This is a genomic window from Kitasatospora sp. NPDC015120 (genome assembly GCF_043080305.1).
Classification (GTDB): domain Bacteria; phylum Actinomycetota; class Actinomycetes; order Streptomycetales; family Streptomycetaceae; genus Kitasatospora.
Genome location: NZ_JBIBVJ010000002.1, coordinates 140,393 through 162,969, shown reverse-complemented (window position 1 = coordinate 162,969; position 22,577 = coordinate 140,393). Strand labels below are relative to the sequence as shown.

Annotated in this window: 23 protein-coding genes; 18 read left to right on the top strand and 5 right to left on the bottom strand. The window is 73.3% G+C overall.

All coding sequences use genetic code 11. The annotated features are described in order from the left end of the window. Positions 1 to 151 precede the first annotated feature (151 nt). The 4 genes from ACF1AK_RS05545 (at position 152) to ACF1AK_RS05530 (ending at position 3,750) form a co-directional block, all read left to right on the top strand. The gene (locus tag ACF1AK_RS05545) at positions 152 to 1,537 is read left to right on the top strand and encodes an MFS transporter (RefSeq protein WP_391497471.1); all 1,386 of its coding nucleotides are present in this window, start codon (positions 152 to 154) and stop codon (positions 1,535 to 1,537) included. A gap of 68 nt (positions 1,538 to 1,605) precedes the next feature. Further along, positions 1,606 to 2,133 carry a GNAT family N-acetyltransferase gene (locus ACF1AK_RS05540; RefSeq protein ID WP_391497470.1) on the top strand — a complete coding sequence of 176 codons (528 nt, stop codon included), beginning with the start codon at positions 1,606 to 1,608 and terminating at the stop codon, positions 2,131 to 2,133. A gap of 112 nt (positions 2,134 to 2,245) precedes the next feature. Next, the gene (locus tag ACF1AK_RS05535) at positions 2,246 to 2,623 is read left to right on the top strand and encodes a DUF4229 domain-containing protein (protein WP_391497469.1); all 378 of its coding nucleotides are present in this window, start codon (positions 2,246 to 2,248) and stop codon (positions 2,621 to 2,623) included. An 11-nt stretch (positions 2,624 to 2,634) separates the two neighbouring features. Next, on the top strand, positions 2,635 to 3,750 hold the full coding sequence (locus ACF1AK_RS05530; protein ID WP_391497468.1) for a LacI family DNA-binding transcriptional regulator: 1,116 nt from the start codon (positions 2,635 to 2,637) through the stop codon (positions 3,748 to 3,750). A gap of 220 nt (positions 3,751 to 3,970) precedes the next feature. Here ACF1AK_RS05530 and ACF1AK_RS05525 read toward each other — a convergent pair whose 3' ends face one another. Beyond that, positions 3,971 to 5,197, bottom strand: a complete 1,227-nt coding sequence (locus ACF1AK_RS05525; protein WP_391497467.1) for an MFS transporter — start codon at positions 5,195 to 5,197, stop codon at positions 3,971 to 3,973. A 380-nt stretch (positions 5,198 to 5,577) separates the two neighbouring features. On the opposite strand from ACF1AK_RS05525, the gene ACF1AK_RS05520 reads away from it, so the two are divergent. Beyond that, complete coding sequence (locus ACF1AK_RS05520; protein WP_391497466.1) at positions 5,578 to 6,927, top strand: dicarboxylate/amino acid:cation symporter; 1,350 nt, start codon at positions 5,578 to 5,580, stop codon at positions 6,925 to 6,927. A gap of 346 nt (positions 6,928 to 7,273) precedes the next feature. On the opposite strand, the gene ACF1AK_RS05515 is transcribed toward ACF1AK_RS05520, so the two are convergent. Continuing rightward, positions 7,274 to 7,477: a cold-shock protein gene (locus ACF1AK_RS05515; RefSeq protein WP_380286949.1), complete on the bottom strand. Its 204-nt coding sequence runs from the start codon at positions 7,475 to 7,477 to the stop codon at positions 7,274 to 7,276. A gap of 379 nt (positions 7,478 to 7,856) precedes the next feature. On the opposite strand from ACF1AK_RS05515, the gene ACF1AK_RS05510 reads away from it, so the two are divergent. From ACF1AK_RS05510 to ACF1AK_RS05485, 6 genes are all read left to right on the top strand, one after another. Continuing rightward, on the top strand, positions 7,857 to 8,753 hold the full coding sequence (locus ACF1AK_RS05510) for a menaquinone biosynthetic enzyme MqnA/MqnD family protein (RefSeq protein ID WP_391497465.1): 897 nt from the start codon (positions 7,857 to 7,859) through the stop codon (positions 8,751 to 8,753). Between the two features lie 242 nt (positions 8,754 to 8,995). Then, positions 8,996 to 10,219: a cyclic dehypoxanthinyl futalosine synthase gene (gene mqnC / locus ACF1AK_RS05505; RefSeq protein ID WP_391497464.1), complete on the top strand. Its 1,224-nt coding sequence runs from the start codon at positions 8,996 to 8,998 to the stop codon at positions 10,217 to 10,219. Positions 10,220 to 10,233: 14 nt separating this feature from the next. Continuing rightward, on the top strand, positions 10,234 to 10,950 hold the full coding sequence (locus ACF1AK_RS05500; RefSeq protein ID WP_391497463.1) for a hypothetical protein: 717 nt from the start codon (positions 10,234 to 10,236) through the stop codon (positions 10,948 to 10,950). A 273-nt stretch (positions 10,951 to 11,223) separates the two neighbouring features. Further along, entirely contained in the window at positions 11,224 to 11,811 is a 588-nt protein-coding gene (locus ACF1AK_RS05495; RefSeq protein WP_391497462.1) for a hypothetical protein, read from the top strand. A gap of 174 nt (positions 11,812 to 11,985) precedes the next feature. Next, the gene (locus tag ACF1AK_RS05490) at positions 11,986 to 12,678 is read left to right on the top strand and encodes a demethylmenaquinone methyltransferase (protein WP_391497461.1); all 693 of its coding nucleotides are present in this window, start codon (positions 11,986 to 11,988) and stop codon (positions 12,676 to 12,678) included. A gap of 116 nt (positions 12,679 to 12,794) precedes the next feature. Then, complete coding sequence (locus ACF1AK_RS05485; protein ID WP_391498022.1) at positions 12,795 to 14,078, top strand: geranylgeranyl reductase family protein; 1,284 nt, start codon at positions 12,795 to 12,797, stop codon at positions 14,076 to 14,078. Positions 14,079 to 14,117: 39 nt separating this feature from the next. On the opposite strand, the gene ACF1AK_RS05480 is transcribed toward ACF1AK_RS05485, so the two are convergent. Further along, positions 14,118 to 14,486: a MazG-like family protein gene (locus ACF1AK_RS05480; protein WP_391497460.1), complete on the bottom strand. Its 369-nt coding sequence runs from the start codon at positions 14,484 to 14,486 to the stop codon at positions 14,118 to 14,120. A gap of 105 nt (positions 14,487 to 14,591) precedes the next feature. Beyond that, on the bottom strand, positions 14,592 to 15,311 hold the full coding sequence (locus tag ACF1AK_RS05475) for a peptidylprolyl isomerase (RefSeq protein WP_391497459.1): 720 nt from the start codon (positions 15,309 to 15,311) through the stop codon (positions 14,592 to 14,594). A gap of 191 nt (positions 15,312 to 15,502) precedes the next feature. Between ACF1AK_RS05475 and ACF1AK_RS05470 the strand changes: the two genes are divergently transcribed. After that, positions 15,503 to 16,408: a DMT family transporter gene (locus ACF1AK_RS05470; protein ID WP_391497458.1), complete on the top strand. Its 906-nt coding sequence runs from the start codon at positions 15,503 to 15,505 to the stop codon at positions 16,406 to 16,408. A 16-nt stretch (positions 16,409 to 16,424) separates the two neighbouring features. Here ACF1AK_RS05470 and ACF1AK_RS05465 read toward each other — a convergent pair whose 3' ends face one another. Beyond that, positions 16,425 to 17,009 carry a hypothetical protein gene (locus tag ACF1AK_RS05465; RefSeq protein WP_391497457.1) on the bottom strand — a complete coding sequence of 195 codons (585 nt, stop codon included), beginning with the start codon at positions 17,007 to 17,009 and terminating at the stop codon, positions 16,425 to 16,427. Between the two features lie 189 nt (positions 17,010 to 17,198). On the opposite strand from ACF1AK_RS05465, the gene ACF1AK_RS05460 reads away from it, so the two are divergent. The 6 genes from ACF1AK_RS05460 to ACF1AK_RS05435 all read left to right on the top strand — a co-directional run bounded on the left by ACF1AK_RS05460 (position 17,199) and on the right by ACF1AK_RS05435 (position 22,566). Continuing rightward, on the top strand, positions 17,199 to 18,263 hold the full coding sequence (locus tag ACF1AK_RS05460; protein ID WP_391497456.1) for a sensor histidine kinase: 1,065 nt from the start codon (positions 17,199 to 17,201) through the stop codon (positions 18,261 to 18,263). Between the two features lie 151 nt (positions 18,264 to 18,414). Continuing rightward, the gene (locus tag ACF1AK_RS05455; protein WP_391497455.1) at positions 18,415 to 19,089 is read left to right on the top strand and encodes a response regulator; all 675 of its coding nucleotides are present in this window, start codon (positions 18,415 to 18,417) and stop codon (positions 19,087 to 19,089) included. A 437-nt stretch (positions 19,090 to 19,526) separates the two neighbouring features. Then, positions 19,527 to 19,886, top strand: a complete 360-nt coding sequence (locus ACF1AK_RS05450; RefSeq protein WP_014137597.1) for an NADH-quinone oxidoreductase subunit A — start codon at positions 19,527 to 19,529, stop codon at positions 19,884 to 19,886. A 60-nt stretch (positions 19,887 to 19,946) separates the two neighbouring features. Next, a complete protein-coding gene (locus tag ACF1AK_RS05445) occupies positions 19,947 to 20,501 on the top strand; it encodes an NADH-quinone oxidoreductase subunit B family protein (protein ID WP_030300882.1) in 555 nt (184 codons plus the stop codon). Further along, positions 20,498 to 21,211 (top strand): NADH-quinone oxidoreductase subunit C, encoded by a 714-nt coding sequence (locus ACF1AK_RS05440; RefSeq protein WP_391497454.1) that lies wholly within the window; start codon positions 20,498 to 20,500, stop codon positions 21,209 to 21,211. Before ACF1AK_RS05445 ends, ACF1AK_RS05440 begins: the two co-directional genes overlap by 4 nt. Beyond that, positions 21,211 to 22,566: an NADH-quinone oxidoreductase subunit D gene (locus ACF1AK_RS05435; protein WP_391497453.1), complete on the top strand. Its 1,356-nt coding sequence runs from the start codon at positions 21,211 to 21,213 to the stop codon at positions 22,564 to 22,566. Before ACF1AK_RS05440 ends, ACF1AK_RS05435 begins: the two co-directional genes overlap by 1 nt. Positions 22,567 to 22,577 lie beyond the last annotated feature (11 nt).

Genomic DNA, 22,577 nt, shown 5'->3' with positions numbered 1-22,577 from the left:
CCGTCGGGGGCGATCCCTTTCGGCCACCCGGCCCGCCCGCCGAACCGCCGCTTCCGGTCGGCCGGTTCCCGCCCCCGGTTGGCCCGATTCCGGCGGAAGCTGGCAGCCCCGCCCCTCGTCGTCCGCCCGCGCCGTGGGAAGACTCGGCCGGGTGAACGAGACCGCCGCCCCCACCGGCCCCGCTGCTCCCACCTGCTCCGCCGACCCCACCTGCCCCACCGGCCCCGCCGACGCCGCCTGTCCCGCCGACGCCGCCGATGTGCTTCCCGCGCCCGCTCGCACGCCCCGGCTGCACTACGCCTGGGTGGTGGCCGGCGTCTCCCTGCTGGTGCTGCTCGGCTCGGCCGGCTTCCGGTCCACGCCCGGTCTGATGATGGACCCGCTGCACACCGAGTTCGGCTGGTCGATGGGCACGATATCCAGCGCCAGCTCGGTCAACCTGACCCTCTACGGCCTCACCGCGCCGTTCGCCGCCGCCCTGATGGACCGGTTCGGCGTGCGGCTGGTGGTGGTCTGCGCGCTGCTGACGATCTCGGTCGGCGCCGGACTCACCCTGCTGATGCGCGAGCCCTGGCAACTGGTGCTCTGCTGGGGCGTCCTGGTCGGCCTCGGCAGCGGCTCGATGGCCGGCGCGTTCGCCACCACCATCACCGGGCGCTGGTTCCGGGCCCGGCAGGGGCTGGTCACCGGAGTGCTGACGGCCGCCGGCGCGGCGGGCAACCTCGTCTTCCTGCCGCTCGGCGCCTGGCTGGTCGAGCAGCACGGCTGGCGCTCGGCGGTGGTCGTGGTCTCGCTGGCGGCCAGCGCGGTGGCCGTCCCGGTGCTCCTGATGATGCGCGAACGGCCCGCCGACCTGGGCCTGCTCCCGTACGGCGCCACCGAACCGCCGCCCGCCCCGGCCGGCGGCGGCGGGGCGCTGGCCCGCTCGCTGCGGGTGCTCCGGCAGGCCGCCCGCACCCGGGCGTTCTGGCTGCTGGCCGGCTCCTTCGCGATCTGCGGCGCGACCACCGCCGGGCTGGTCGGCACCCACTTCATCCCGGCCGCCCACGACCACGGCCTGCCGGTCACCACGGCGGCGGGGCTGCTCGCGCTGGTCGGCGTGTTCGACGTGATCGGCACCGTCGCCAGCGGCTGGTTCACCGACCGCTTCGACGCCGGGCGGCTGCTGATCGTCTACTACGGTCTGCGCGGGCTCTCGCTGCTGGTGCTGCCGCAGCTGTTCGCGGGGTCGCTGGAGCCGCCGATCCTGGCGTTCGTCATCTTCTACGGACTGGACTGGGTGGCCACCGTGCCGCCGACCGTCGCGCTCTGCCGCCACCACTTCGGGGAGGACGCGCCGATCGTCTTCGGCTGGGCGCTAGCCTGCCACCAGATCGGCGCCGCCGTGGTGGCCGGTCTGGCCGGCTTCGCCCGGGACGCGCTCGGCGACTACGACCTCGCCTGGTACGCGGCGGGCGGGCTCTGCGCGGTCGCGGTGCTGCTCTGCCTGGCGCTGCGGTCCGGGGGCCCGGAGCGGACCGCCCCGGCCCTGCCCTGAGGCACGGCCGTCCTGCCGTGGGGGCTGTCGTAAGGGGCTGTCGTAAGGGGCGGCTAGGCTCCGGGACCATGACGCTCACCTTCACCCTCGACCCGGAACTCGACCCCGCCCTGCGTGCGGAGATCACCGGCCTGTGGACCGCCGCCAGCAACGCCGGCGGGGCCGTCGGCTTCGTCCACCAGGTGACCGAGGAGGAGGTCGGGGCCGCCGGGGAGGCGCAGTTCGCCGGGGTGGCGCCGGCCGGGCCGGACCGGCTGCTGATCGCCCGGGAGACCGCGACGGGCAGGCTGGCCGCGCTGCTGGTCTTCGAGTCGATGCGGTTCGGGCCCATGGACCACTGGCGGCTGGTGGCCAAGGTCATGGTCCACCCCGAGCTCCAAGGACGCGGCCACGGTGCGGCGCTGATGGCCGAGGCCGAGCGGACCGCGCGCGGCTGGGGCCTGGACGGGCTGAAGCTCCAGGTGCGGGGCGGGCTGGGTCTGGAGTCGTTCTACGCCCGCAGCGGCTACGTCGAGGTCGGCCGGGTGCCCGCCACCATCCGGGTCGCGCCGGGCGACGACCGCGACGACGTCATCATGTGGCTCGACCTGCGCTGATCGCGCGCCCGGCGGAGCGGTGCCCGGCGGGACCCGTTCCCCGCCGGGCGCGTCGGGCATGCTTCACTGGGAGACCGGCCCGGTTCCCAGCGCAGTGAAGGATGTGTCCCCGGTGGGCAGCAATGTGAGCAAGAAGTCGCACGCCACGCTCCGGTACACCTCGATGCGGGTCTCCATCTTCCTCGGCTGCCTGCTGGTCGCGCTGCTCCTCGGACACTTCCAGATCATCCCGGTCTCCGGCGAGGCGGGCGTGGTCTTCCTCTTCCTGCTGGCCGCGATCGCCTCGGCCCCGCTGAGCTACGCGCTGCTGAGCCGCCAGCGCGACGAGATGTCGGCCGAGATCTCCGGCAAGGTGGACGGCATCCGGTCCCGGACCGCCTCCAGGATCGCCGCGCAGAACGCCGAGGAGGACGCCGCGGACGAGGCCGCCCGCGCCGCGGCCGCCCAGCAGGCCGCCCCCGGCTCCGCCGCCTCGGCTCCGCAGAACTGACCCGCGCCGCCGTGCCGGAGAACGCCGCGCCGGACGGCGCCGCACCGGGCGTGCCCGCACCGCCCGGCGCCGGGGCGGGGCGGGCCGGCGGGCCCGCGGCCGGGACCTGGCCGGCCCCGGTCCGCCGCCCCACCGGCCGGGACGTCGCCCGGCTCGCCGGGGTCTCGCAGGCCACCGTCTCCCTGGTGTTCTCCGGCTCCGAGGCCGGCCGCCGGGTCTCCGACGCCACCCGCGAGCGGGTCCGCGAGGCCGCCCGCAGCCTCGGCTACCGCCCGCAGGCGGCCGGCCGTCAGCTGCGGCTGGGCCGCAGCGGGATGATCCTGCTGGCCGTGCCGAACATCCTCGGCCCGTTCTTCGGCCGGGTCCTGGAGGGCGTCCACGAGGAGGCCGGCAGGCACGGCCTGGCCGTGGTGGTCAGCTCCGGCTGGGGGAGCGCCACGCTCGCCGAGGCCGCCACCACCAGCCGCTTCGACGGCCTGCTGATCTGCTCCCCCGACGACAGCCAGCTCGGTGAGCTGCCCGCCGACACCCCCGTCGTCTTCCTGGACGCCGACCCGGGCACCGACCGGGCCCGGCCGACCGTCGAGCTGGACGTGGCCGGCGGCATGCGGGCCGCCGTCGAACACCTCGCCGGGCTCGGCCACCGCCGGATCGGCCGGCTGCGTTCCACCCATGCCGCGTACACCTTCCGGGTCCGCCAGGCCGCCTTCGAGGAGACGGTCCGCCGGCTCGGCCTGGACGTGGTCGAGCTCGGCGTCAGTCTGAACGAGGGCCAGCCGGCCGCCCGCGAGGCCGCCCACCGGCTGCTCGCCCGCCCGGACCGGCCACACGCGGTGATCTGCGACGACGACGTGGTCGCCTCCGGCGTCTACCAGGCCGCCGCCGAGCGCGGGCTGCGGGTGCCCGCCGACCTCTCGGTGATCGGCATCGACAACGTCCCGGTGGCCGCGCTGCTCGCCCCGCCGCTGACCACCGTCGACCTGCCGGGTGAGGAGCTGGGCCGGGCCGGGGTGGCGGCGCTCGCCGGGCTGCTCCGCGGCGAGGCGGTCGCCCCGGTGCCGCCGCTCGCCACCTCGCTGGTGCGGCGCTCCTCCACCACGGAGGCCCCGCCCGGGGCGCAGGACTGAAGGCGCGTTCGGGTGCGGTGCGCCGTTCGGGCGGCCGGCGCCCGGGAGGCCGTCCTGCGGCCTCGCGGCGTGCCCCGGGGCGGGCTGACGGGCGGTGAGGGACGGACCGGCGTCGCGCTGACCGCCGTCACCCCGACCGCCCCGGCGGCCGCCGGCTCCACCCGGGAAGGCCGAGGCCGCCCCAGCGGGGCGCAGCCACGTCCGGGGGAGGCGGCGGGCGTCAGCCCACCGGCATCGGTTCGGCCGGCGCCGGCCGCGCCCCGGCCGGCGCGGCGGCCGGCCGGAACCAGCGGCGGGCGCCGAACAGCAGGGCGGCGCCCAGGCCGATCCCGCCCGCCGCGCACAGCGCCACCGGGCGCAGCGAGCCTTCCGCGAGGTGGCCCGAGACGGCGTAGCCGAGCGAGTTGCCGGTCGCGAAGAGGGTGACCAGCCAGGCGAACGCCTCCGTCACGGTGCCGGCCGGCGCGAGCTCGGCGACCAGGACGAACGCCGCCGCCAGCAACGGGGCCAGCGCGATCCCGGAGAGGAAGGCGAGCCCGGCCATCGCGGCCGGCCCGGGGAGCAGCACCAGCGGCAGGTAGCTGACGGCCATGCCGAGCGCCATCAGCCAGGTGCGGGTGGCCGTCGAGCTGCGCCACTGCACCGCGCCGTAGGCGAGCGCACCGAGCAGTCCGCCGAGCGCCGCCAGGGCCAGCAGGGTGCCCGCGCCGCCGGGCAGGCCGTCCGCGGCCGGGGCCTCGGCGTAGGCGATGAACAGCACGTTCTGCGCGCCGACCGCCCAGCCGGCGCCGGCCAGGCCGACCAGCAGCAGGACCAGCCCGGGGGAGCGCAGCGGGCCGAGCAGGCCGGCCGAGTGCGCGCGCGGCGGGGCCTGCCAGGCCCGGGCCGGCGCGGCGGTGGCGACGACGGCCGCCCCGATCAGGCCCAGCGCGGCCGCCACCCAGAGCGCGGCGACGGCGCTGACCGCGCCCGCGATGCCGGCCACCGCGAGCGGGCCGGCGACGTAGAGGATCTGCTGGGAGGCGGAGTCGAAGGCGTAGGCGGTGTCGAGCCGCTCCTCCTCGACGACGTCCGGCCAGAGCGAGCGCAGGCAGGGTTCGAGCGGGGGCATGGCCAGGCCCGCGATCGCGGCGCCGAGCGGGGCCGCCACCGCCGAGCCGGGGGCCAGTGCCAGCAGGGCGTAGCCGCCGCCGGCGACCACCGCGGAGACCAGCAGCACCCGCGGCTGCCCGGTGCGGTCCACGATCCGGCCGAGCACCGGTCCGCCGACGGCCGCCGCGATCGCGTACGCGGCGGTGGCCAGGCCGATCCGGCTGAACGGCGCCTGGGCCTCGCGCAGCGCGAGGGCGATCACCAGGGCGGTCATGCCGGCCGGGAGGCGGCCGAGCAGGGTGCCGAAGAGGAGACGGCCGACGTGCGGGGCGCGGAGCAGGGCGAGGTAGCCCATGGGCGGGATTCTCCGGTCTGGGCGGGCGGCGGGCGGGGGATGCCACCAAGTTATACGTATAACTGTTGACCGGTCAATCGGTCCGTACCCGGAACTCAAACAACTACTTTGAACAACTCAAAGCTTTACTGCTAATGTGTCGGCCGTGACCACCTCAGACGCACGTTCGCCGCTCGGCCCGGGCCCGCTGCCCGGCGCCGCCCGCGCGTGTCGTCTGTCCGGTGCTGTGGACAGCCCGCGCCGTTGTCGCGCCATGAGCTGTATTCAGGCGGCACGCCCCTGACCGGGGCCGGTTCCCTTCCCGTCCGGCCCGCGTGCCGTGCCGCCGTCCCCACCCCCCACCTCACCACCAGCAACGCCTCCCCCGGAGCCGCACCGTCATGTCCACAGCGCCCGAGGCGACTTCGTCGCCGTCCGTGCTCGCCAGAATCCGCAAGACCCCGTTCTGGGTCCAGATCGTCGCCGGCCTCGTGCTCGGCGTCGGCCTCGGCTACCTGGCCCGCGCGGCCGACATCTCCTGGCTGGCCACCACCCTGGAGACGATCGGCCGGATCTTCGTCCAGCTGCTGAAGCTCGCCGTCCCGCCGCTGGTGTTCACCGCGATCCTGGTGAGCGTGGCGAACCTGCGGAACGTCACCAACGCGGCCCGCCTCGCCGTCCGCACCCTGCTCTGGTTCGCGATCACCTCGCTGATCGCGGTGGCCATCGGCCTTGGCCTCGGCCTGCTGACCAACCCGGGCGAGGGCACCAACCTCAAGACCGAGGGCCTCAAGCCGCCGAAGTCCACCGGCAGCTGGATCGACTTCCTGACCGGGATCTTCCCGACCAACATCGTCACCGCGTTCACCGAGGTCGAGGTCCTGCAGATCGTCTTCCTGGCGATCGTGGCCGGTGCCGCCGTGATCAAACTCGGTGCCAAGGCCGAGCCGATCCTCAAGCTCAGCGAGTCGGTGCTGGAACTGGTCCAGACCGCCCTCTGGTGGGTCATCCGGCTCTCGCCGCTCGGCACCCTCGGCCTGATCGGCAAGTCCGTCGCCAAGTACGGCTGGGACCTGCTGGAGCCCTTCGCGACCCTGACCGTGGACGTCTACGTCGGTTGCGCGCTGGTGATGTTCGTCGTCTACTCGCTGCTGCTGAAGTTCGCCGCCGGCCTCAACCCGGTCAAGTTCTTCCAGGGCGCCTGGCCCGCGATCCAGCTGGCCTTCGTCTCGCGCTCCTCGGTGGGCACCCTGCCGGTCACCCGCCGGGTCACCGAGCGCCTCGGCGTCCCGGGCGAGTACGCCTCGTTCGCCGTCCCGTTCGGCGCCACCACCAAGATGGACGGCTGCGCCGCGATCTACCCGTCGCTGGCCGCGATCTTCGTCGCCCAGGTGTACGGCATCGACCTCGGCGTCAAGGACTACCTGCTGATCGCCTTCGTCTCGGTGATCGGCTCGGCGGCCACCGCCGGTCTCACCGGTGCGATCGTCATGCTGACGCTGACCCTCTCCACCCTGGGTCTGCCGCTGGAGGGCGTCGGCCTGCTGCTGGCCATCGACCCGATCCTCGACATGATGCGCACCGCGACCAACGTCGCCGGTCAGGCCCTGGTGCCGATCCTGGTCGCGGCCCGGGAGAAGACCCTCGACCTGGTCGCCTACAACAACCCCACCGGTGACCTCTACGACGACGCCCCGGCCGTGATCCCGGCCCAGGGCAAGGGTGCGAACCAGACCCCCGCGACGGCCTGACGCCCCCTCCGAACGGGTCCCGCGAAGGGCCCTCCTCCCCGGGACGGGAGGAGGGCCCTTCGGCGTTCCCGCGCGGGGGCGGTGGTCCTGGCGGTGACGCTCCGACGGCGGTGCCCGGTGGTGCCGGTCCGGCGGCGGCGTCCCGCTGGGGGCGTCCCGCTGGAGGCGCCCCCCGGTGGTGGCGCCCGGAACGCGCGGAGCGGCACGAGGCGGGCGGGCACGAGGCAGGGGGCCCACCGGACGGCGGGCCCCCTTGGGTACTGCAGCTCTTGTGCTCATGGTGACGGCCGCGGGCCGTCGGCGGACCCGGTGGGGTCCCGAGCGATCAGATCATCATTGAGGATGGTCAGATAACGGTGACGTTCTCCGCCTGCGGGCCCTTCGGGCCCTGGGTGACGTCGAAGCTGACCGCCTGGTTCTCCTCCAGCGAGCGGAAACCGCTCGCGTTGATGGCGGAGTAGTGGACGAAGACGTCGGGGCCGCCGCCATCCTGGGCGATGAAGCCGAAGCCCTTCTCAGCGTTGAACCACTTGACGGTTCCCTGAGCCATGCCGTTCTCCTTGCGAGGGACGTGTCGGGGACCACACCGTGTGGCCACCCGGTCCGCTGCGCTGATCGCCCTGCCTCCGGATGGGTCCGGAGTTTTTCGATATTGCTGAAAAACTACAAAAAGCCTGCGGTTACATGCTCCGCAGGCTTCAAGTACTGCAAGGGGAATCAAACTGCAACTGAGGGCAACGCTAGCATGCGACTGCTGTGACGACCAGGGGTGACTTACGGGCTGGACAGCGCGTGTCGCAAGGGCGTTGTGACGCTCTGTGCGGGCCCCGGCGGGGCATCCCGGTGCGTCCCCGGAAGGGCGGTGCGGGGCTCCCGGGGCGGCGGGCATACGCTGCGGGGAGGCGCACGAACAGCAAGGGAGCGGCGCAGTGGCAGTACCGGATGCGGAAACGCGGGAGCCCCGGGAGAACACCCCGGCCCGGCCCCGGGTCGGGCATATTCAGTTCCTCAACTGCGTCCCCCTCTACTGGGGGCTGGCCAGGACCGGCAATCTGCTCGATCTGGACCTCACCAAGGACACCCCGGAGAAGCTGAGCGACCAGCTGGTCGACGGTTCCCTGGACATCGGACCGATCACCTGTGTGGAGTACCTGCGGCACGCGGACGAACTGCTGGTGCTCCCGGACATCGCCGTGGGCAGCGACGGTCCGGTGATGTCCTGCGTGATCGTCAGCAAGCTGCCGCTCGCCGAGCTGGACGGCCGGCGGGTCGCGCTCGGCTCCACCAGCCGCACCTCCGTCCGGCTCGCCCGGCTGCTGCTGGAGGAGCGCGAAGGGGTCCGGCCGGAGTACTTCAGCTGCCCGCCCGACCTGGACGCGATGCTGGCCGAGGCCGACGCGGCCGTGCTGATCGGGGACCCGGCGCTCCGTGCCTACCTGGGGCAGGCGGCCGAACAGGGCCTGGCCGTGCACGACCTGGGCGAGATGTGGAAGGAGTGGACCGGGCTGCCGTTCGTCTTCGCCGTCTGGGCCGCCCGCCGCGACTTCGCCGAGCGGCGCCCCGGGCTGACCGCGGCCGTCCACCGGGCCTTCCTGGAGTCCCGGGACCTCTCGCTGGTCGAGGCCCGCGAGGTGGCCGAGCAGGCCGCCCGCTGGGAGGCCTTCGACGCGGGGGTGCTGGAGCGGTACTTCAGCGAGGCGCTGGACTTCTCGCTCGGCGAGCGGCAGCTGGCCGGGGTCGCCGAGTTCGCCCGGCGGGTCGCGCACGACAGCGGCTTCGCCCCCGACGTGGCCGTCCGGCTGCTGGAGCCGGCGCCGGTGGCCTGAGCGGGGCCGTCCCGGACGGCTCCGGTGGCGGGGCCGTCCGGGACGCCGCCGCCGCAGTGGCGGGCGCAGCGGGCGGGGCGCGGTGGATGGCTGGCGCGGGCGGGCGCGGTGGGCGGGCTGGCGCGGGCGCCGCAGAGCGCTGGCGTAGGCTGAACCGGATGCGACCCGGTGCCCCGGCACGGCGTGGTCGCACCCGCCGCACACGTAGCACGTGCAGTACCCGAGAGAGAGAAGGCCGCCAGGTGTCCGAGCTCGCAGCGACCACCCTCGATGCGCCCAGCACCGACCTGCAGGCCGTGCTCGACCGGGCGGCCGGCGGTGGCCGGATCAGCCCGGAGGAGGCGCTGGAGCTCTACCGCTCCGCCCCGCTGCACGCGCTCGGCTCGGCGGCCGACGCGGTGCGCCGCCGCCGCTACGCGGGCACCGAGCACATCGCGACGTACATCATCGAGCGCAACATCAACTACACCAACGTCTGCGTGACGGCGTGCAAGTTCTGCGCCTTCTACGTGCCGCCGAAGAGCGACAAGGGCTGGTCCCGCGACCTCGACGAGATCCTGCGCCGCTGCGCCGAGACCGTCGAGCTGGGCGGCACCCAGATCATGTTCCAGGGCGGCCACCACCCGGACTACGGCGTCGAGTACTACGAGCGCGCCTTCTCGGCGATCAAGGCGGACTTCCCGCAGCTGGTGATCCACTCGCTGGGCGCGTCCGAGGTCGACCACATGGCGCGGATCTCCGGCGTCTCCATCGAGGAGGCGATCACCCGGATCCACCGGGCGGGCCTGGACTCCTTCGCCGGCGCCGGCGCCGAGCTGCTGCCGGAGCGCCCGCGCAAGGCGATCGCGCCGCTCAAGGAGTCCGGCGAGCGCTGGCTGGAGATCATGGAGACCGCCCACACCCTGGGCGTGGAGTCCACCTCCACCATGCTGATGGGCACCGGCGAGACCAACGCCGAGCGGATCGAGCACCTGCGGATGATCCGCGACGTGCAGGACCGCACCGGCGGCTTCCGGGCCTTCATCCCGTACACCTACCAGCCGCAGAACAACCACCTGAAGGGGTCGACCCAGGCGACCGTCTTCGAGTACCTGCGGATGATCGCCATCGCCCGCCTGTTCCTCGACAACGTCGCGCACATCCAGGGCTCCTGGCTGACCACCGGCAAGGAGGCGGGCCAGCTGTCGCTGCACTACGGCGCGGACGACCTCGGCTCGGTCATGCTGGAGGAGAACGTGGTCTCGGCCGCCGGCGCCAAGCACCGGTCCAACCTCACCGAGCTGATCCACCTGATCCGGGCCGCCGACCGCGTCCCCGCGCAGCGCTCGACCACGTACGAGCACCTGCGGGTGCTGGACGACCCGGCCAACGACCCGGTCGACCCGCGGGTCGCCTCGCACATCGCCTCCACCGCGATCGAGGGCGGCACCGCGCACCCCGAGCTGAAGATCCTCGACAACGACTGAGGCGCCGTCCCGCCGTGCTGACCCTGCACCGGGCCGCCCTCGTGCTGCCCGACCCGGCCGATCCCACCGCCCCGTCCCTCGCCGACGGGGCGGTGCTGGTGCGCGGCGAGCTGGTCGAGGCGGTCGGCCCGTACGCCGGGCTGGCGGCGGCGCACCCGGCCGCCCGGGTCCGGGACTGGGGCGACGCGCTGCTCACGCCCGGGCTGCGCAACCCGTACGGGCACTGGCTGCTGGAGCGGGCGTACCACCCGGACCCGCGTGAAGGGGTCGGGGACGAGCCCGTGCCGGACGGGCTGGCGGGGGAGCGGGACGAGACGCGCTGCGGGGGGAGCGCCCGGCGCGGGCTGCAGCGGATGCTCGGCTGCGGAGTGACGGCGGTGGCCGGACCGTTCGAGCGCGCCTCGGTGCGGACGGCGGTGGCCCGTTCGGGGCTGGCCGTGCTGCCGGGGGGCGGGGTGGTCGCGGGGGCGCGTGCGGGCGCGGAAGCCGGCACGGGGGCGGGGCCGCTGGACCCGTTGGCGGTGCTGCCGCTCGCCGAGGCGGTGCACGGCCGGGTGGCGGCCGGGGGCCGGGCGGACTTCGCGGTGTTCGCCCCCGGCGGGGTGTTCGCTTCGCAGGGGCAGGGGCAGGGGCAGGCTGAGGCGCGGGCGCAGGGACGGCCGGACGGGCCGGAGGCCGGGGAGTGCCGGGCCACCGTGCTGGCCGGCCGGCTGGTGTTCCGGCGGCGCTGAGCGGGCGCCGGGGTCGGTTCCGGTCACACCCTACTCGTCGGTAGGCGCACCGTCCCGCCGGGTTTCCTCGTACTCCCGTGCGGTGTGCGGGACTTGCTTCGTATGCCGCTGAACTGTGGCTTCACCCCCCTGGCCTGATTGCCCCTTCGCCGTGACCTGAGGGCCCGCCAGCGGATAGCATCCGGCTCAGCTCGTACCCTCACCACACCTCGCCCGTGCCCGCGGGCGGCGGGGCCCCGTCCCAGGCCCCGAACGCAAGCCAGGACAGGAACCATGCGATCCGCGACCGTCCCCCCGCAGCGATCCCCGCGGTTGGGCCGAGGCTGGTACCTCACCGCCGTGCTCAGCGCCGTGCTGGCCGTCGGGATGTGCCTGCTGGGGTGGCGTCAGGCGGAGCAGGCCGACCGGATCGGCGCCCACCCGGTGCGGGTCGACGGCGTGGTGACCCAGCTGCAGACCGGCGGCGGCTCCTACAGCACCGTCAGCTACCAGGCGGCCGGTCAGCACCGCACCGCCACGGCGCTGCCACTGGCCGACGGCACCAAGCTCGGGGACACCATCTGCCTGGAGCACGCGGCCGACGAGCCGAAGGCCGTGCGGATCTGCGGTGACACCTACCCGCAGCCGGTCGGCGTCGGGCTGGCCCGGTTCAGCGTGCCGGTGGCGGTGCTGCTGTTCGCGGTCTGCATGCTGAAGATCCGGCGGCACCGGAGGGCGCTGGCCGTCCGGAGCGGGCAGAACCGGCTGGCCACCACCGTCGCCCTGGCGACCGAGGCGCTGGCCGACGGGATGCCCGCGATAACGCAGGGCAAGCGCTCGCGCCGGCGGCGCCGCGCGGGCGGGCGGCGCGGCCTGCACTGAGGCCGCGCGCGAACGGTGCGGCGAGCCCCGGGCGCGCTGGATGCGCTGCCGGCGCGTTGCCGGGGTGCTCCCGGGTGCTCCCGGCGCGTCCAGGTGTGGTCCATGAGTGTCCCGTCGGTGCCCGGGGGACGCCCCCTTGCCCGGATCGGCGGAGCCAGGGTGAACAATGGGGGCGTGACCCGAGCCTCCCTGGACAAGCAGCCGCACGAAGTCGCCGCCATGTTCGACGACGTCGCGGCCAAGTACGACCGCACCAACGACGTTCTCTCGCTCGGCCAGGCCCGTGCCTGGCGCCGGGCGGTGGCCGAGGCGGTGGCCGCCGGTCCCGGGGACGTCGTGCTCGACCTCGGGGCCGGGACCGGCACCTCCTCGCTGCCCTTCGCCGAGGCCGGGGCGCAGGTCGTCCCGTGCGACTTCTCGGTCGGCATGCTCGCCGAGGGCAAGCGCCGCCACCCCGAGCTGGCGCTGACCGCCGGGGACGCCACCAGGCTGCCGTTCGCCGACGACACCTTCGACTCGGTGACGATCTCCTTCGCACTGCGCAACGTCCACGACACCGAGGCGGCGCTGAGCGAGATGCTGCGGGTCACCAAGCCCGGCGGCAAGCTGGTCATCTGCGAGTTCTCCACGCCGACCTGGACGCCCTTCCGGACGGTCTACACCGAGTACCTGATGCGCGCGCTGCCGCCGGTCGCCACCGCGGTCAGCAGCAACCCGGACGCGTACGTCTACCTCGCCGAGTCGATCCGCGAGTGGCCCGACCAGCCGGCGCTGGCCGCCCTGATGCAGGAGGCCGGCTGGTCCAAGGTGGCCTGGCGCAACCTGACCGGCGGGATCGTCGCCCTGCACCGGGCCTACAAGGTCTGACCGGCCGCAGCTGCGTCCGCAGCTCGTAGACTCGTCCAAGCCCAGCCGGGCCGGCCCCCGCCGGCCGGCCGACCCCCAGCAGGAGTGTGCCCACCGTGTCCGAGACCGCCGTTGACCTGAGCGCAGGCGTTGTGGAGAGCACCGCGGACGTCATCGTGGTCGGCGCGGGCCCGGCCGGGTCCACCACCGCGTACCACCTCGCGCAGGCCGGCCTGGACGTGCTGCTGCTGGAGAAGACCAGCTTCCCCCGGGAGAAGGTCTGCGGCGACGGCCTCACCCCCCGGGCCACCAAGCAGCTGGTGGACATGGGCATCGACGTGTCCACCGAGAACGGCTGGCTGCACAACAAGGGGCTGCGGATCATCGGCGGCGGGGTCCGGCTGGAGCTGGACTGGCCCGAGCTGTCGGCCTTCCCGGACTACGGTCTGGTCCGCAAGCGCGCCGACTTCGACGAGCTGCTCGCCCGGCAGGCCGAGAAGGCCGGGGCCCGGCTCTACGAGCGCTGCAACGTCAGCGGCCCGGTGCTGGACGAGCGGACCGGCCGGATCGTCGGGGTCACCGCCCGGCTGGGCGAGGAGAAGCGGCCGGTGACGTTCCGCGCCCCGCTGGTCGTGGCCGCCGACGGCAACTCCACCCGGCTCTCGCTGGCCATGGGCCTGCACCGCAGGGAGGACCGTCCGATGGGCGTCGCCTACCGCACCTACTTCACCTCCCCGCGCCACGACGACGACTACCTGGAGTCCTGGCTGGAGCTGTGGGACACCCGCGGCGGGGAGCGCAAGCTGCTGCCCGGCTACGGCTGGGTCTTCGGCATGGGCGACGGCACCTCGAACGTCGGCCTCGGCATCCTCAACTCCTCGCCGGCCTTCGGCGAGCTGGACTGGCGCGAGGTGCTCAAGGCCTGGTGCGCGAGCATGCCGGAGGAGTGGGGCTACACGCCGGAGAACATGACCGACCCGATCCGCGGGGCAGCCCTGCCGATGGCGTTCAACCGGCAGCCGCACTACACCCGCGGCCTGCTACTGGTCGGCGACGCCGGCGGCATGGTCAACCCGTTCAACGGCGAGGGCATCGCCTACGCGATGGAATCCGGACAGATCGCCGCCGGGGTGATCGTGCAGGCCCTCGCCCGGGTGACCGACGGCGGCCGGGAGCGCGCGCTCCAGGCCTACCCGCGCATCCTCAAGGACGTCTACGGCGGCTACTACACGCTCGGCCGGGCCTTCGTGAAGCTCATCGGCAACCCGAAGGTGATGCAGCTCGCCACCCAGCGCGGGCTGACCCACCCGATGCTGATGAGGTTCGTCCTCAAGCTCCTCGCCAACCTCACCGACCCGCAGGGCGGCGACGCCATGGACCGCATCATCAACGGCCTGGCCAAGGCCGCGCCGAACGCCTGACCGGCGGCCGCGGGCCGGCCGCCGTCGGCCGGGCCCTCGTCAGCCGGCCGGGCTGTCCGTCGGGCTGTCCGTCGGGCGGCCTGCGTCGGCGCGGCTGGCTGCGGAGCGCTGCTCGACGTAGGCGAGGCGGTCGGCGAAGACCCGCGCCGCGTCCGGGGTCAGCGTGCGCAGCGCGACCAGGGCCGAGAAGACCACGTCGCACAGCTCGTGCTGGACGTCCTCCCAGCTGTGGGTGACGCCCTTGCGCGGGTTCTGGCCGGTGGCGCCGATCACGGCGGCACTGACCTCGCCGACCTCCTCGGAGAGCTTGAGGATCCGGGCGAGCCGCTCCTCCTGCGGGGGGAGCGGGCTCTGCTCGTCGAGCCAGGCGACCAGGTGGTCGACGCTTTCCCAGATCCTGCTGTCCATGCGGTGCCGCTCCCGTACGGTGTCGATGGCCTGTTCCGGGCCTGTTCCTGGCCTGGCGGTGGCCGGTCGTGGCCTGCTCCACCGTACGGGAGTCCGGTGGGTGGCTCAGCGGGCGGAGATCTTCACGTTGCGGATGTTCACCGGCAGGGTGGGGAAGCCGTCACCGGGGTTGTTCTGGTCGTCCTCGCCACCGGCGGCGATCTTCTGCAGCACGTCCAGGCCCTCGGTGACCCGGCCGAACGGGGTGTAGGCGGGGGAGAGCTTGGTGTCCTTCCAGACGAAGAAGAACTGGCTGCCATTGGTGTTGGGCCCCGCGTTGGCCATCGCGACGGTGCCGGCCGGGTAGGTGGCGCCCTCCAGGTTCTCGTCGGGGAAGGAGTAGCCCGGGCCGCCGCTGCCGGTCCCGGTCGGGTCGCCGCACTGCAGGACGAAGAGCCGCTGGGTGGTGAGCCGGTGGCAGTGGCTGCGGTCGAAGTAGTCGCGCTCGGCGAGGAAGCGGAAGGAGAAGGTCGTGCAGGGCGCCTTGTCGGTGAGCGCCTGGAAGGTGATCGAGCCCTGGGTGGTCTTCAAGGTCGCCTTGTAGGGCTTGGCCGCCTTCCGGGCGTCGAAGACCGGGATGCCCTTGAAGTTGTCGGCGGGGACGGCCGGGGTGTAGGTGCAGGTGACCCCGGCCGCGCCGGTGCCGGACCCGGTCGACGGGGTGTCCGCGACGGCGGTGCCGGTGCTCGCGACGAGCGGCAGGACGGTGGCGGCGGCGATCAACGCCCAGTGCGTGCGCGTCACGTGAGTGGCCTTCCGGTGGGTGGGGGACGGCTGCTTTGGCATGGCGACATCATCCACGGCGGGGTGGAGATCCGGTAGGGGGTGGGAAACCGTTGATCCGGTGCGGGGCGGTGCGCGAGGATGGCGGACCCCGCTCCGCTCCGGGATCCGTCCGACGACGTGCGTGACCCTCGTGTGGCCGCTCTCCCTTCGCTTCGAGAGGCTCCGCCGTGCGTGCTCCGTCCTCCGCTCCGATGCGTGATCTGCCGGTCCTGCTGGTGGCGGTGGTGTGGGGATCGAGCTTCCTGGCGGTGCAGCGGGTGGCCGAACCGGGGACGGTGGTGGCGATGCTGGTCCTGCGGTTCGGCCTGGTGCTGCCCGTCCTGGGTCTGGCCGCCTGGCGGCCGCTGCGGCGGTTGCGGCGCGCCGAGTGGCTGGGCGGGGCCGGGCTGGGGCTGGTGCTCGGTGCGATCTTCCTCCTGGAGACGTTCGGCGCGGTGCACACCTCGGCGACCAACGCGGGCCTGATCATCAGCCTCACGATCGTGTTCACCCCGCTGGCGGAGAGCGCGCTGGCCCGGGCGCCGCTGCCGCGCTCCTTCCTCGCGGCGGCCGGTCTGGCGCTGGTGGGCATCGCGCTGCTCACCGGGGACGGCGGACTGCGGGCTCCGGCCCCGGGGGACCTGCTGGTGCTCGGCGCCGCCGTGGTGCGGACGGTCAGTGTGCTGGCCACCGCCCGGACCCGGGCGATCCGGGAGAGCGACACGCTGGCCGTCACCTGGGTCCAGCTCGCGACCGCGACACTGGTGTTCGCCGTCGTCGCGCCGTTCGCCGGTCCCTCGCCCTGGACGGTCGCGGCCGCCTTCGGGCCGGCCCAGTGGGGCTGGCTGCTGCATCTGGCGCTGCTCTGCACGCTGTTCGCGTTCTTCGTGCAGATGTGGGCCGTCCGCACCACCTCGCCCTCCCGGGTCAGCCTGCTGCTGGGCACCGAACCGCTCTGGGCGGCGGTGTTCGGCATCACCCTGGCGGGCAACCACCTCGGGCCGCTCGCCCTGGTGGGCGGCGCCCTCGTCCTGGTCGGCACCGAGTGGGGCCGGCGCACCGCCGCGGTGCCGCGGCCGCAGGCGGCACAGGCGGAGCGGGAGCGGATGGCGGCCTGACGCCGAGGTGCGGTGGTCACCGGCGACGCCCCAGGGTGCGGCGGGCGTAGGCGACGGTGACCGCGGCAAGCAGCGGACCCCAGGCGACCAGAGGCAGGTAGCAGAGGGTCATGATCGCCCCGGCGAGGCCGTGTGGGGCGTCCGGATCGCTCATCGCCGAGGCCCAGCCGCCGAACAGGGCCGACAGCCAGAGCGCGGTCAGGGCGGCGGAGCCGAGGGCCGCCGGGACGATCGCGGCGAGCGGCGGGACGGCACGGCCGCCGATCAGCGGGATCCAGCGCGGGAACACCTCGCCCCAGGGCCGCACCAGCCCCAGGGTGAGGAAGGCCAGCAGCTCGGCCAACCCGCTGAGCGCGACGACGTACACGGTGCCCCAGCCGGGGACGTAGGGATCGAAGGCCGCGGCGAGCTCCCCGCTGAAGCCGACCGGGACGCCCACACCGAGGGCGATCCGCCAGAGCCCGGACGGGACGGTCGTCCAGACGGTGGCGCGGGCGGCCAGCTCGGCCCAGCGCGGGGTGCCGGCCGGCGGGACGGCCCGGGAGGTACGGCCGATGCGGGAGTTGCGGGCGGCCGGTACGGCGGGTGCGGTGGTGGACACGGTACGGACTCCTCTCCAGGACCGGCCGCGGTGGCCGGTCCGACGGGATCAAGAGTGGCCGTCGGCAGGGGGCTCCCATCAGTGCCGATCGGGCTGTCTTGGCTGCTCGGAACGGGTGCGGAAATGTGCCGATCGGCACAGGCGGAGCGCTCCGCGGGTCCGTAGGCTTCCCGCAGGAAGGAGGCGACGATGAGTCAGATGCTGGCGTTGGCGGGCCCGGTGGCGGTCCTCCTCGGGTGGCTGCTGCGGTCCCGGCTCGGGATGGCGGCGGTGGCCGGCGCGGCCGGTGCCGTGTCGGCCGCGGCCACGGCCGGCGTCTGGGCCGCCGGCCGGTGGCGGGAGGCCGACCGCTGGCCGGGACTGGCCGGGCTGATCGAACTCGCCCTGCTCCTCCTCCTGGTGGTCGTGGCACTGCGGGCCGAGGGCGGCCGGCGCGGGGCGCTGGCGGTCTGGACGATCGGCGGCGCGGTCGCCCTGTGGCTCTCCCGGTTCCAGGCGATCGAGGGCCCGCAGGACGCACTGACCCTGTTCGGGTTCGGCTCGGTCCTCGCGCTGCCGGCCGTCCTGACCGGGCTCTACCTGCGCGGGCTGGACGACACCCGGCTCCGCTCGGTGGCCGCCGCCCGGCGCTCCCAGCGCCTCGAACTCGCCCACGACCTCCACGACTTCGTCGCCCATGACGTCAGCGGGATGGTCGCCCAGGCGCAGGCGGGCATGGTGCTGGCGGCCTCCGACCCGGTGCGGGCGGCCGCCCTGTTCGAGCGGATAGAGCAGGCCGGGCTGCAGGCCCTGGCCTCGCTCGACCGGACCGTTCACCTGCTGCGCAGCGAGGACGCGGACGGTCCGGAGCGCGGTCCGCAGCCCGGCCTGGCCGAGCTGGCCGAACTCACCGAGCGGTTCGCGGACTCGGGTGGAGTGGCGGTGCGACTGGACGCCCCGGCGGAGGATCCGGGGATCCCCCGGGAGGTGGCGGCCACCGCCTACCGGGTCGTGGTGGAGGCCCTGACCAATGTGCGGCGGCACGCACCGGCCGCCCGGGTGGTCGAGGTCCGGGTGCGCCGCGAGGGCCGGCGGTTGACGGTGCGGGTACGGGACGACGGCGGTGCGGCGCCGCAGCCGTCCGGGCCGCGCCGGGGCGGCAGCGGGCTGGCGGGGCTGGCCGCCCGGGTGGAGGCGCTGGGCGGCACGCTCGTCTCCGGCCGGGAGGACGGCGGCTGGCAGGTGGCGGTGGTCATGCCGCTGAAGGCGTGGTGACCGGTCCGACCGCACTCGTCGCAGGGAGGGCGCGGCCGTCTCGATCGGTACGGACGCCGTGCTCGGCACGGTCGGCACGGCCGCTACGTACGGGTACGGCGTCCACGGCACGTACGGCCGGCACGGCACGAACGGAAGGAGACGTGGGCCGATGACCATCAGGGTGCTGCTCGCCGACGACGACGAGGCGATCCGCAGCGCGTACCGGATCATCCTCGACGCCCAGCCGGACATCGAGGTGGTGAACGAGGCCGCGGACGGCGAGGCGGCGGTCGCCCTGGCCCGGCGGCTGCGGCCGGACGTGATCCTCGCCGACATCCGGATGCCCCGGCTGGACGGGCTGGAGCTGACCAGACAATTGGGCGGGGAGTTCCGGGTGGTCGTGGTGACCACCTTCGACCTGGACGAATACGTGCATGAGGCGATCCGGGCGGGTGCGGCGGGCTTCCTGCTCAAACGCTCGGGGCCGGCGCTGCTGGCCGAGGCGGTCCGGTCGGCCGTCGCGGGGGACGCGTTGATCAGCCCGCAGATCACCGTTCGGCTGCTGCGCCGGCTGTCGGGCGGCGCATCGCAGGGACCGGCGGGCGGACGGGCGCCGGGCGGACGGGCGGCGGAGCGCCCGAGGGTCGGTCCGGTCGAGGAACTCACGGCGAGGGAGAAGGAGATCGCGCGGTTGGTCGGGGATGGCGCGACCAACGCCGAGATCGCGGCGGAGCTGTTCATCAGCGCCGGGACGGTGAAGAACCACCTGGCCTCGGTCCAGCGGAAGCTCGGTGCCCGGAACCGGGTGGGCATCGCCGCCTGGGCCTGGGAGAGCGGCGCCTGAGCACCGCTCGCGCGCTTGTGAACGAAGGGTCAAGCGGACGTTCGCGGAGCCGCCACCCCTGCGGGTGAGCCGCTATAACACGTCAACATGTCGCCCAGAAATTTGCTCTCAGCGATGCATAGTTGATATAGGTGCGCGGCCCTGACCTGCCACTTCGCAGGTGAATGCGACTGCTTGTGACCATTTGACTTCTTTGCGTTGACAAATCTCGCCATGTTCACCTTCGTGGCGATTCACGAGGTGGCGGAGATCACAAAGATCGGCTTGAACTGCGTGTCGCAGATCACAAGCCGACGGGCATAGGATGCGCTCGTTCCAGGCTTTGTGAACTGCCTCACATGAGGTGGATCTCGGGAACTGGAACGCCGGGTTCACCGCAGCGTGACCCGTCGGTTCCGATCTGCAGTCAAGGACGACTGGACGGAGGGAGCGGGGCTATGAATGCCTACGCGCCGATCCTCGTACTCGGTGCCATCGCGGCGGCGTTCGCGGTCGGCTCCGTCGTGATGGCCTCACTGACCGGCCCCAAGCGCTACAACCGGGCCAAGCTGGAGGCGTACGAGTGCGGCATCGAGCCGACCCCGCAGCCCGTGGGCGGCGGTCGGTTCCCGATCAAGTACTACCTCACGGCGATGCTCTTCATCGTCTTCGACATCGAGATCGTCTTCCTCTACCCGTGGGCCGTGAGCTTCGACGCCCTGGGGATCTTCGGACTGGTCGAGATGCTCCTGTTCATCGCCACCGTCTTCGTCGCCTACGCCTACGTCTGGCGCCGCGGCGGTCTGGAGTGGGACTGACCGCTGACTTTGTGAACATGCGGACAAGCCAACGGACTTGAGGGCATTGAGAGGGATCTGATGGGAATCGAGGAGAAGCTGCCGAGCGGCTTTCTGCTCACGACCGTGGAGACGGCCGCCGGCTGGGTGCGCAAGGCGTCGCTCTTCCCGGCCACCTTCGGGCTGGCCTGCTGCGCGATCGAGATGATGACCACCGGCGCGGGCCGCTACGACCTGGCCCGGTTCGGCATGGAGGTGTTCCGGGGCTCCCCCCGGCAGGCCGACCTGATGATCGTAGCGGGCCGGGTGAGCCAGAAGATGGCCCCGGTGTTGCGCCAGGTCTACGACCAGATGGCCAATCCGAAGTGGGTCATCTCGATGGGGGTCTGCGCCTCCTCGGGCGGGATGTTCAACAACTACGCGATCGTGCAGGGCGTCGACCACATCGTCCCGGTGGACATCTACCTGCCCGGCTGCCCGCCCCGCCCGGAGATGCTGATGGACGCGATCCTGAAGCTGCACGACAAGATTCAGCACGAGCCGCTCGGCGTGAACAAGCGCCGCGCCGAGGAGCTGGGCGAGGCCCTCGCGCTGCAGGCGACCCCGGTGAGCGAGATGCGGGGGCTGCTGCGATGAACGAGCAGGTACCCGAGACCCGGCGCGAGCAGCCGCACCGCGAGATTCCGGTCGAGGTGGTCGGCCGCCGGCAGGGCATGTTCGGCGCCCAGGACAGCGGCGACACCTCAGGCTTCGGCGGGCTGGTCGCCCCGATCGCGCTGCCGCCGGCCAGCGAGCGCCCGTACGGCGGCTGGTTCGACGAGGTCGCCGACGAGCTGGAGGGCGCCCTGGAGGAACAGGGCCTCGACCCGGCCGAGGTGATCGAGAAGACCGTCGTCGACCGCGCCGAGATCACCTTCCACATCGCCCGCGAGCACCTGCTGCGCACCGCCCGCACCCTGCGCGACGACCCGGCGCTGCGCTTCGAGCTCTGCCTCGGCGTGAGCGGCGTGCACCACCCGGGCGACCAGGGCCGCGAACTGCACGCGGTCTACCACCTGCGCTCGATCACCCACGGCCGGCTGATCCGGCTGGAGGTCACCGCGCCGGACGCCGATCCGCGCATCCCGTCCGTGGTCAGCGTCTACCCGACCAACGACTGGCACGAGCGCGAGGCCTACGACTTCTTCGGCCTGGTCTTCGAGGGCCACCCGGCGCTCACCCGGATCATGATGCCGGACGACTGGCTGGGCCACCCGCAGCGCAAGGACTACCCGCTCGGCGGCATCCCCGTCGAGTACAAGGGCGCCCAGATCCCGGCGCCCGACCAGCGGAGGTCGTACAGCTGATGAACACCCAGCACTACGAGGAGACGCAGCGCGACGGCGCCGCCGAGGCCGGCGCCCGGGACACCACCGAGGGCCGGGTCTTCACGGTCACCGGCGGCGACTGGGGCGAGGTGGTCGAGGCCGTCGGCCGGGCCGACGACGAGCGCATCATCGTCAACATGGGCCCCCAGCACCCCTCCACCCACGGGGTGTTGCGGCTGATCCTGGAGATCGACGGCGAGACCGTGACGGAGGCCCGCTGCGGCATCGGCTACCTCCACACCGGCATCGAGAAGAACATGGAGTTCCGCAGCTGGGTCCAGGGCACCACCTTCGTGACCCGCATGGACTACCTGACCCCGCTGTTCAACGAGACCGCCTACTGCCTGGCGGTCGAGAAGCTGCTCGGCATCACCGACGACATCCCCGAGCGGGCCAGTGTCATCCGGGTGCTGATGATGGAGCTCAACCGGATCTCCTCCCACCTGGTCTGCCTGGCCACCGGCGGCATGGAGATCGGCTCCACCACGCTGATGATCTACGGCTTCCGCGACCGCGAGCTGATCCTGGACGTCTTCGAGCTGGTCACCGGTCTGCGGATGAACCACGCCTACGTCCGCCCCGGCGGCCTCGCCCAGGACCTCCCGCCCGGAGCGGTCGACCAGATCCGCGAGGCCGTGAAGACCCTCCGCTCCCGGATGCACGAGTACGACAAACTCGCCACCGGCAACCCGGTGTTCAAGGCCCGCCTGGTCGACGTCGGCTTCCTCGACCTGCCCGGCTGCCTGGCCCTCGGCGCCACCGGCCCGATCCTGCGCGCCACCGGCCTGCCGCACGACCTGCGCAAGACCGACCCGTACTGCGGTTACGAGAACTACGACTTCGAGGTCGCGATCGCCGACAGCGCCGACTCCTACGGCCGCTTCCTGATCCGTCTGGAGGAGATGAAGCAGTCGCTGCGGATCGTCGAGCAGTGCCTGGACCGGCTGCGCCCCGGCCCGGTCATGGTGGCCGACAAGAAGATCGCCTGGCCGGCCCAACTCGCCGTCGGCCCGGACGGGATGGGCAACTCCCTCGACCACATCCGGAAGATCATGGGCACCTCCATGGAGGCCCTGATCCACCACTTCAAGCTGGTCACCGAGGGCTTCCGGGTCCCGGTCGGCCAGGCCTACACGGCGGTCGAGTCCCCCAAGGGCGAGCTGGGCGTGCACGTGGTCAGCGACGGCGGCACCCGCCCGTACCGGGTCCACTTCCGGGACCCGTCGTTCACCAATCTGCAGACGATGGCGGCGATGTGCGAGGGCGGCCAGGTGGCCGACGTCATCGTCGCGGTGGCCGGGATCGACCCGGTGATGGGAGGCGTGGACCGGTGACAGACGTCCGA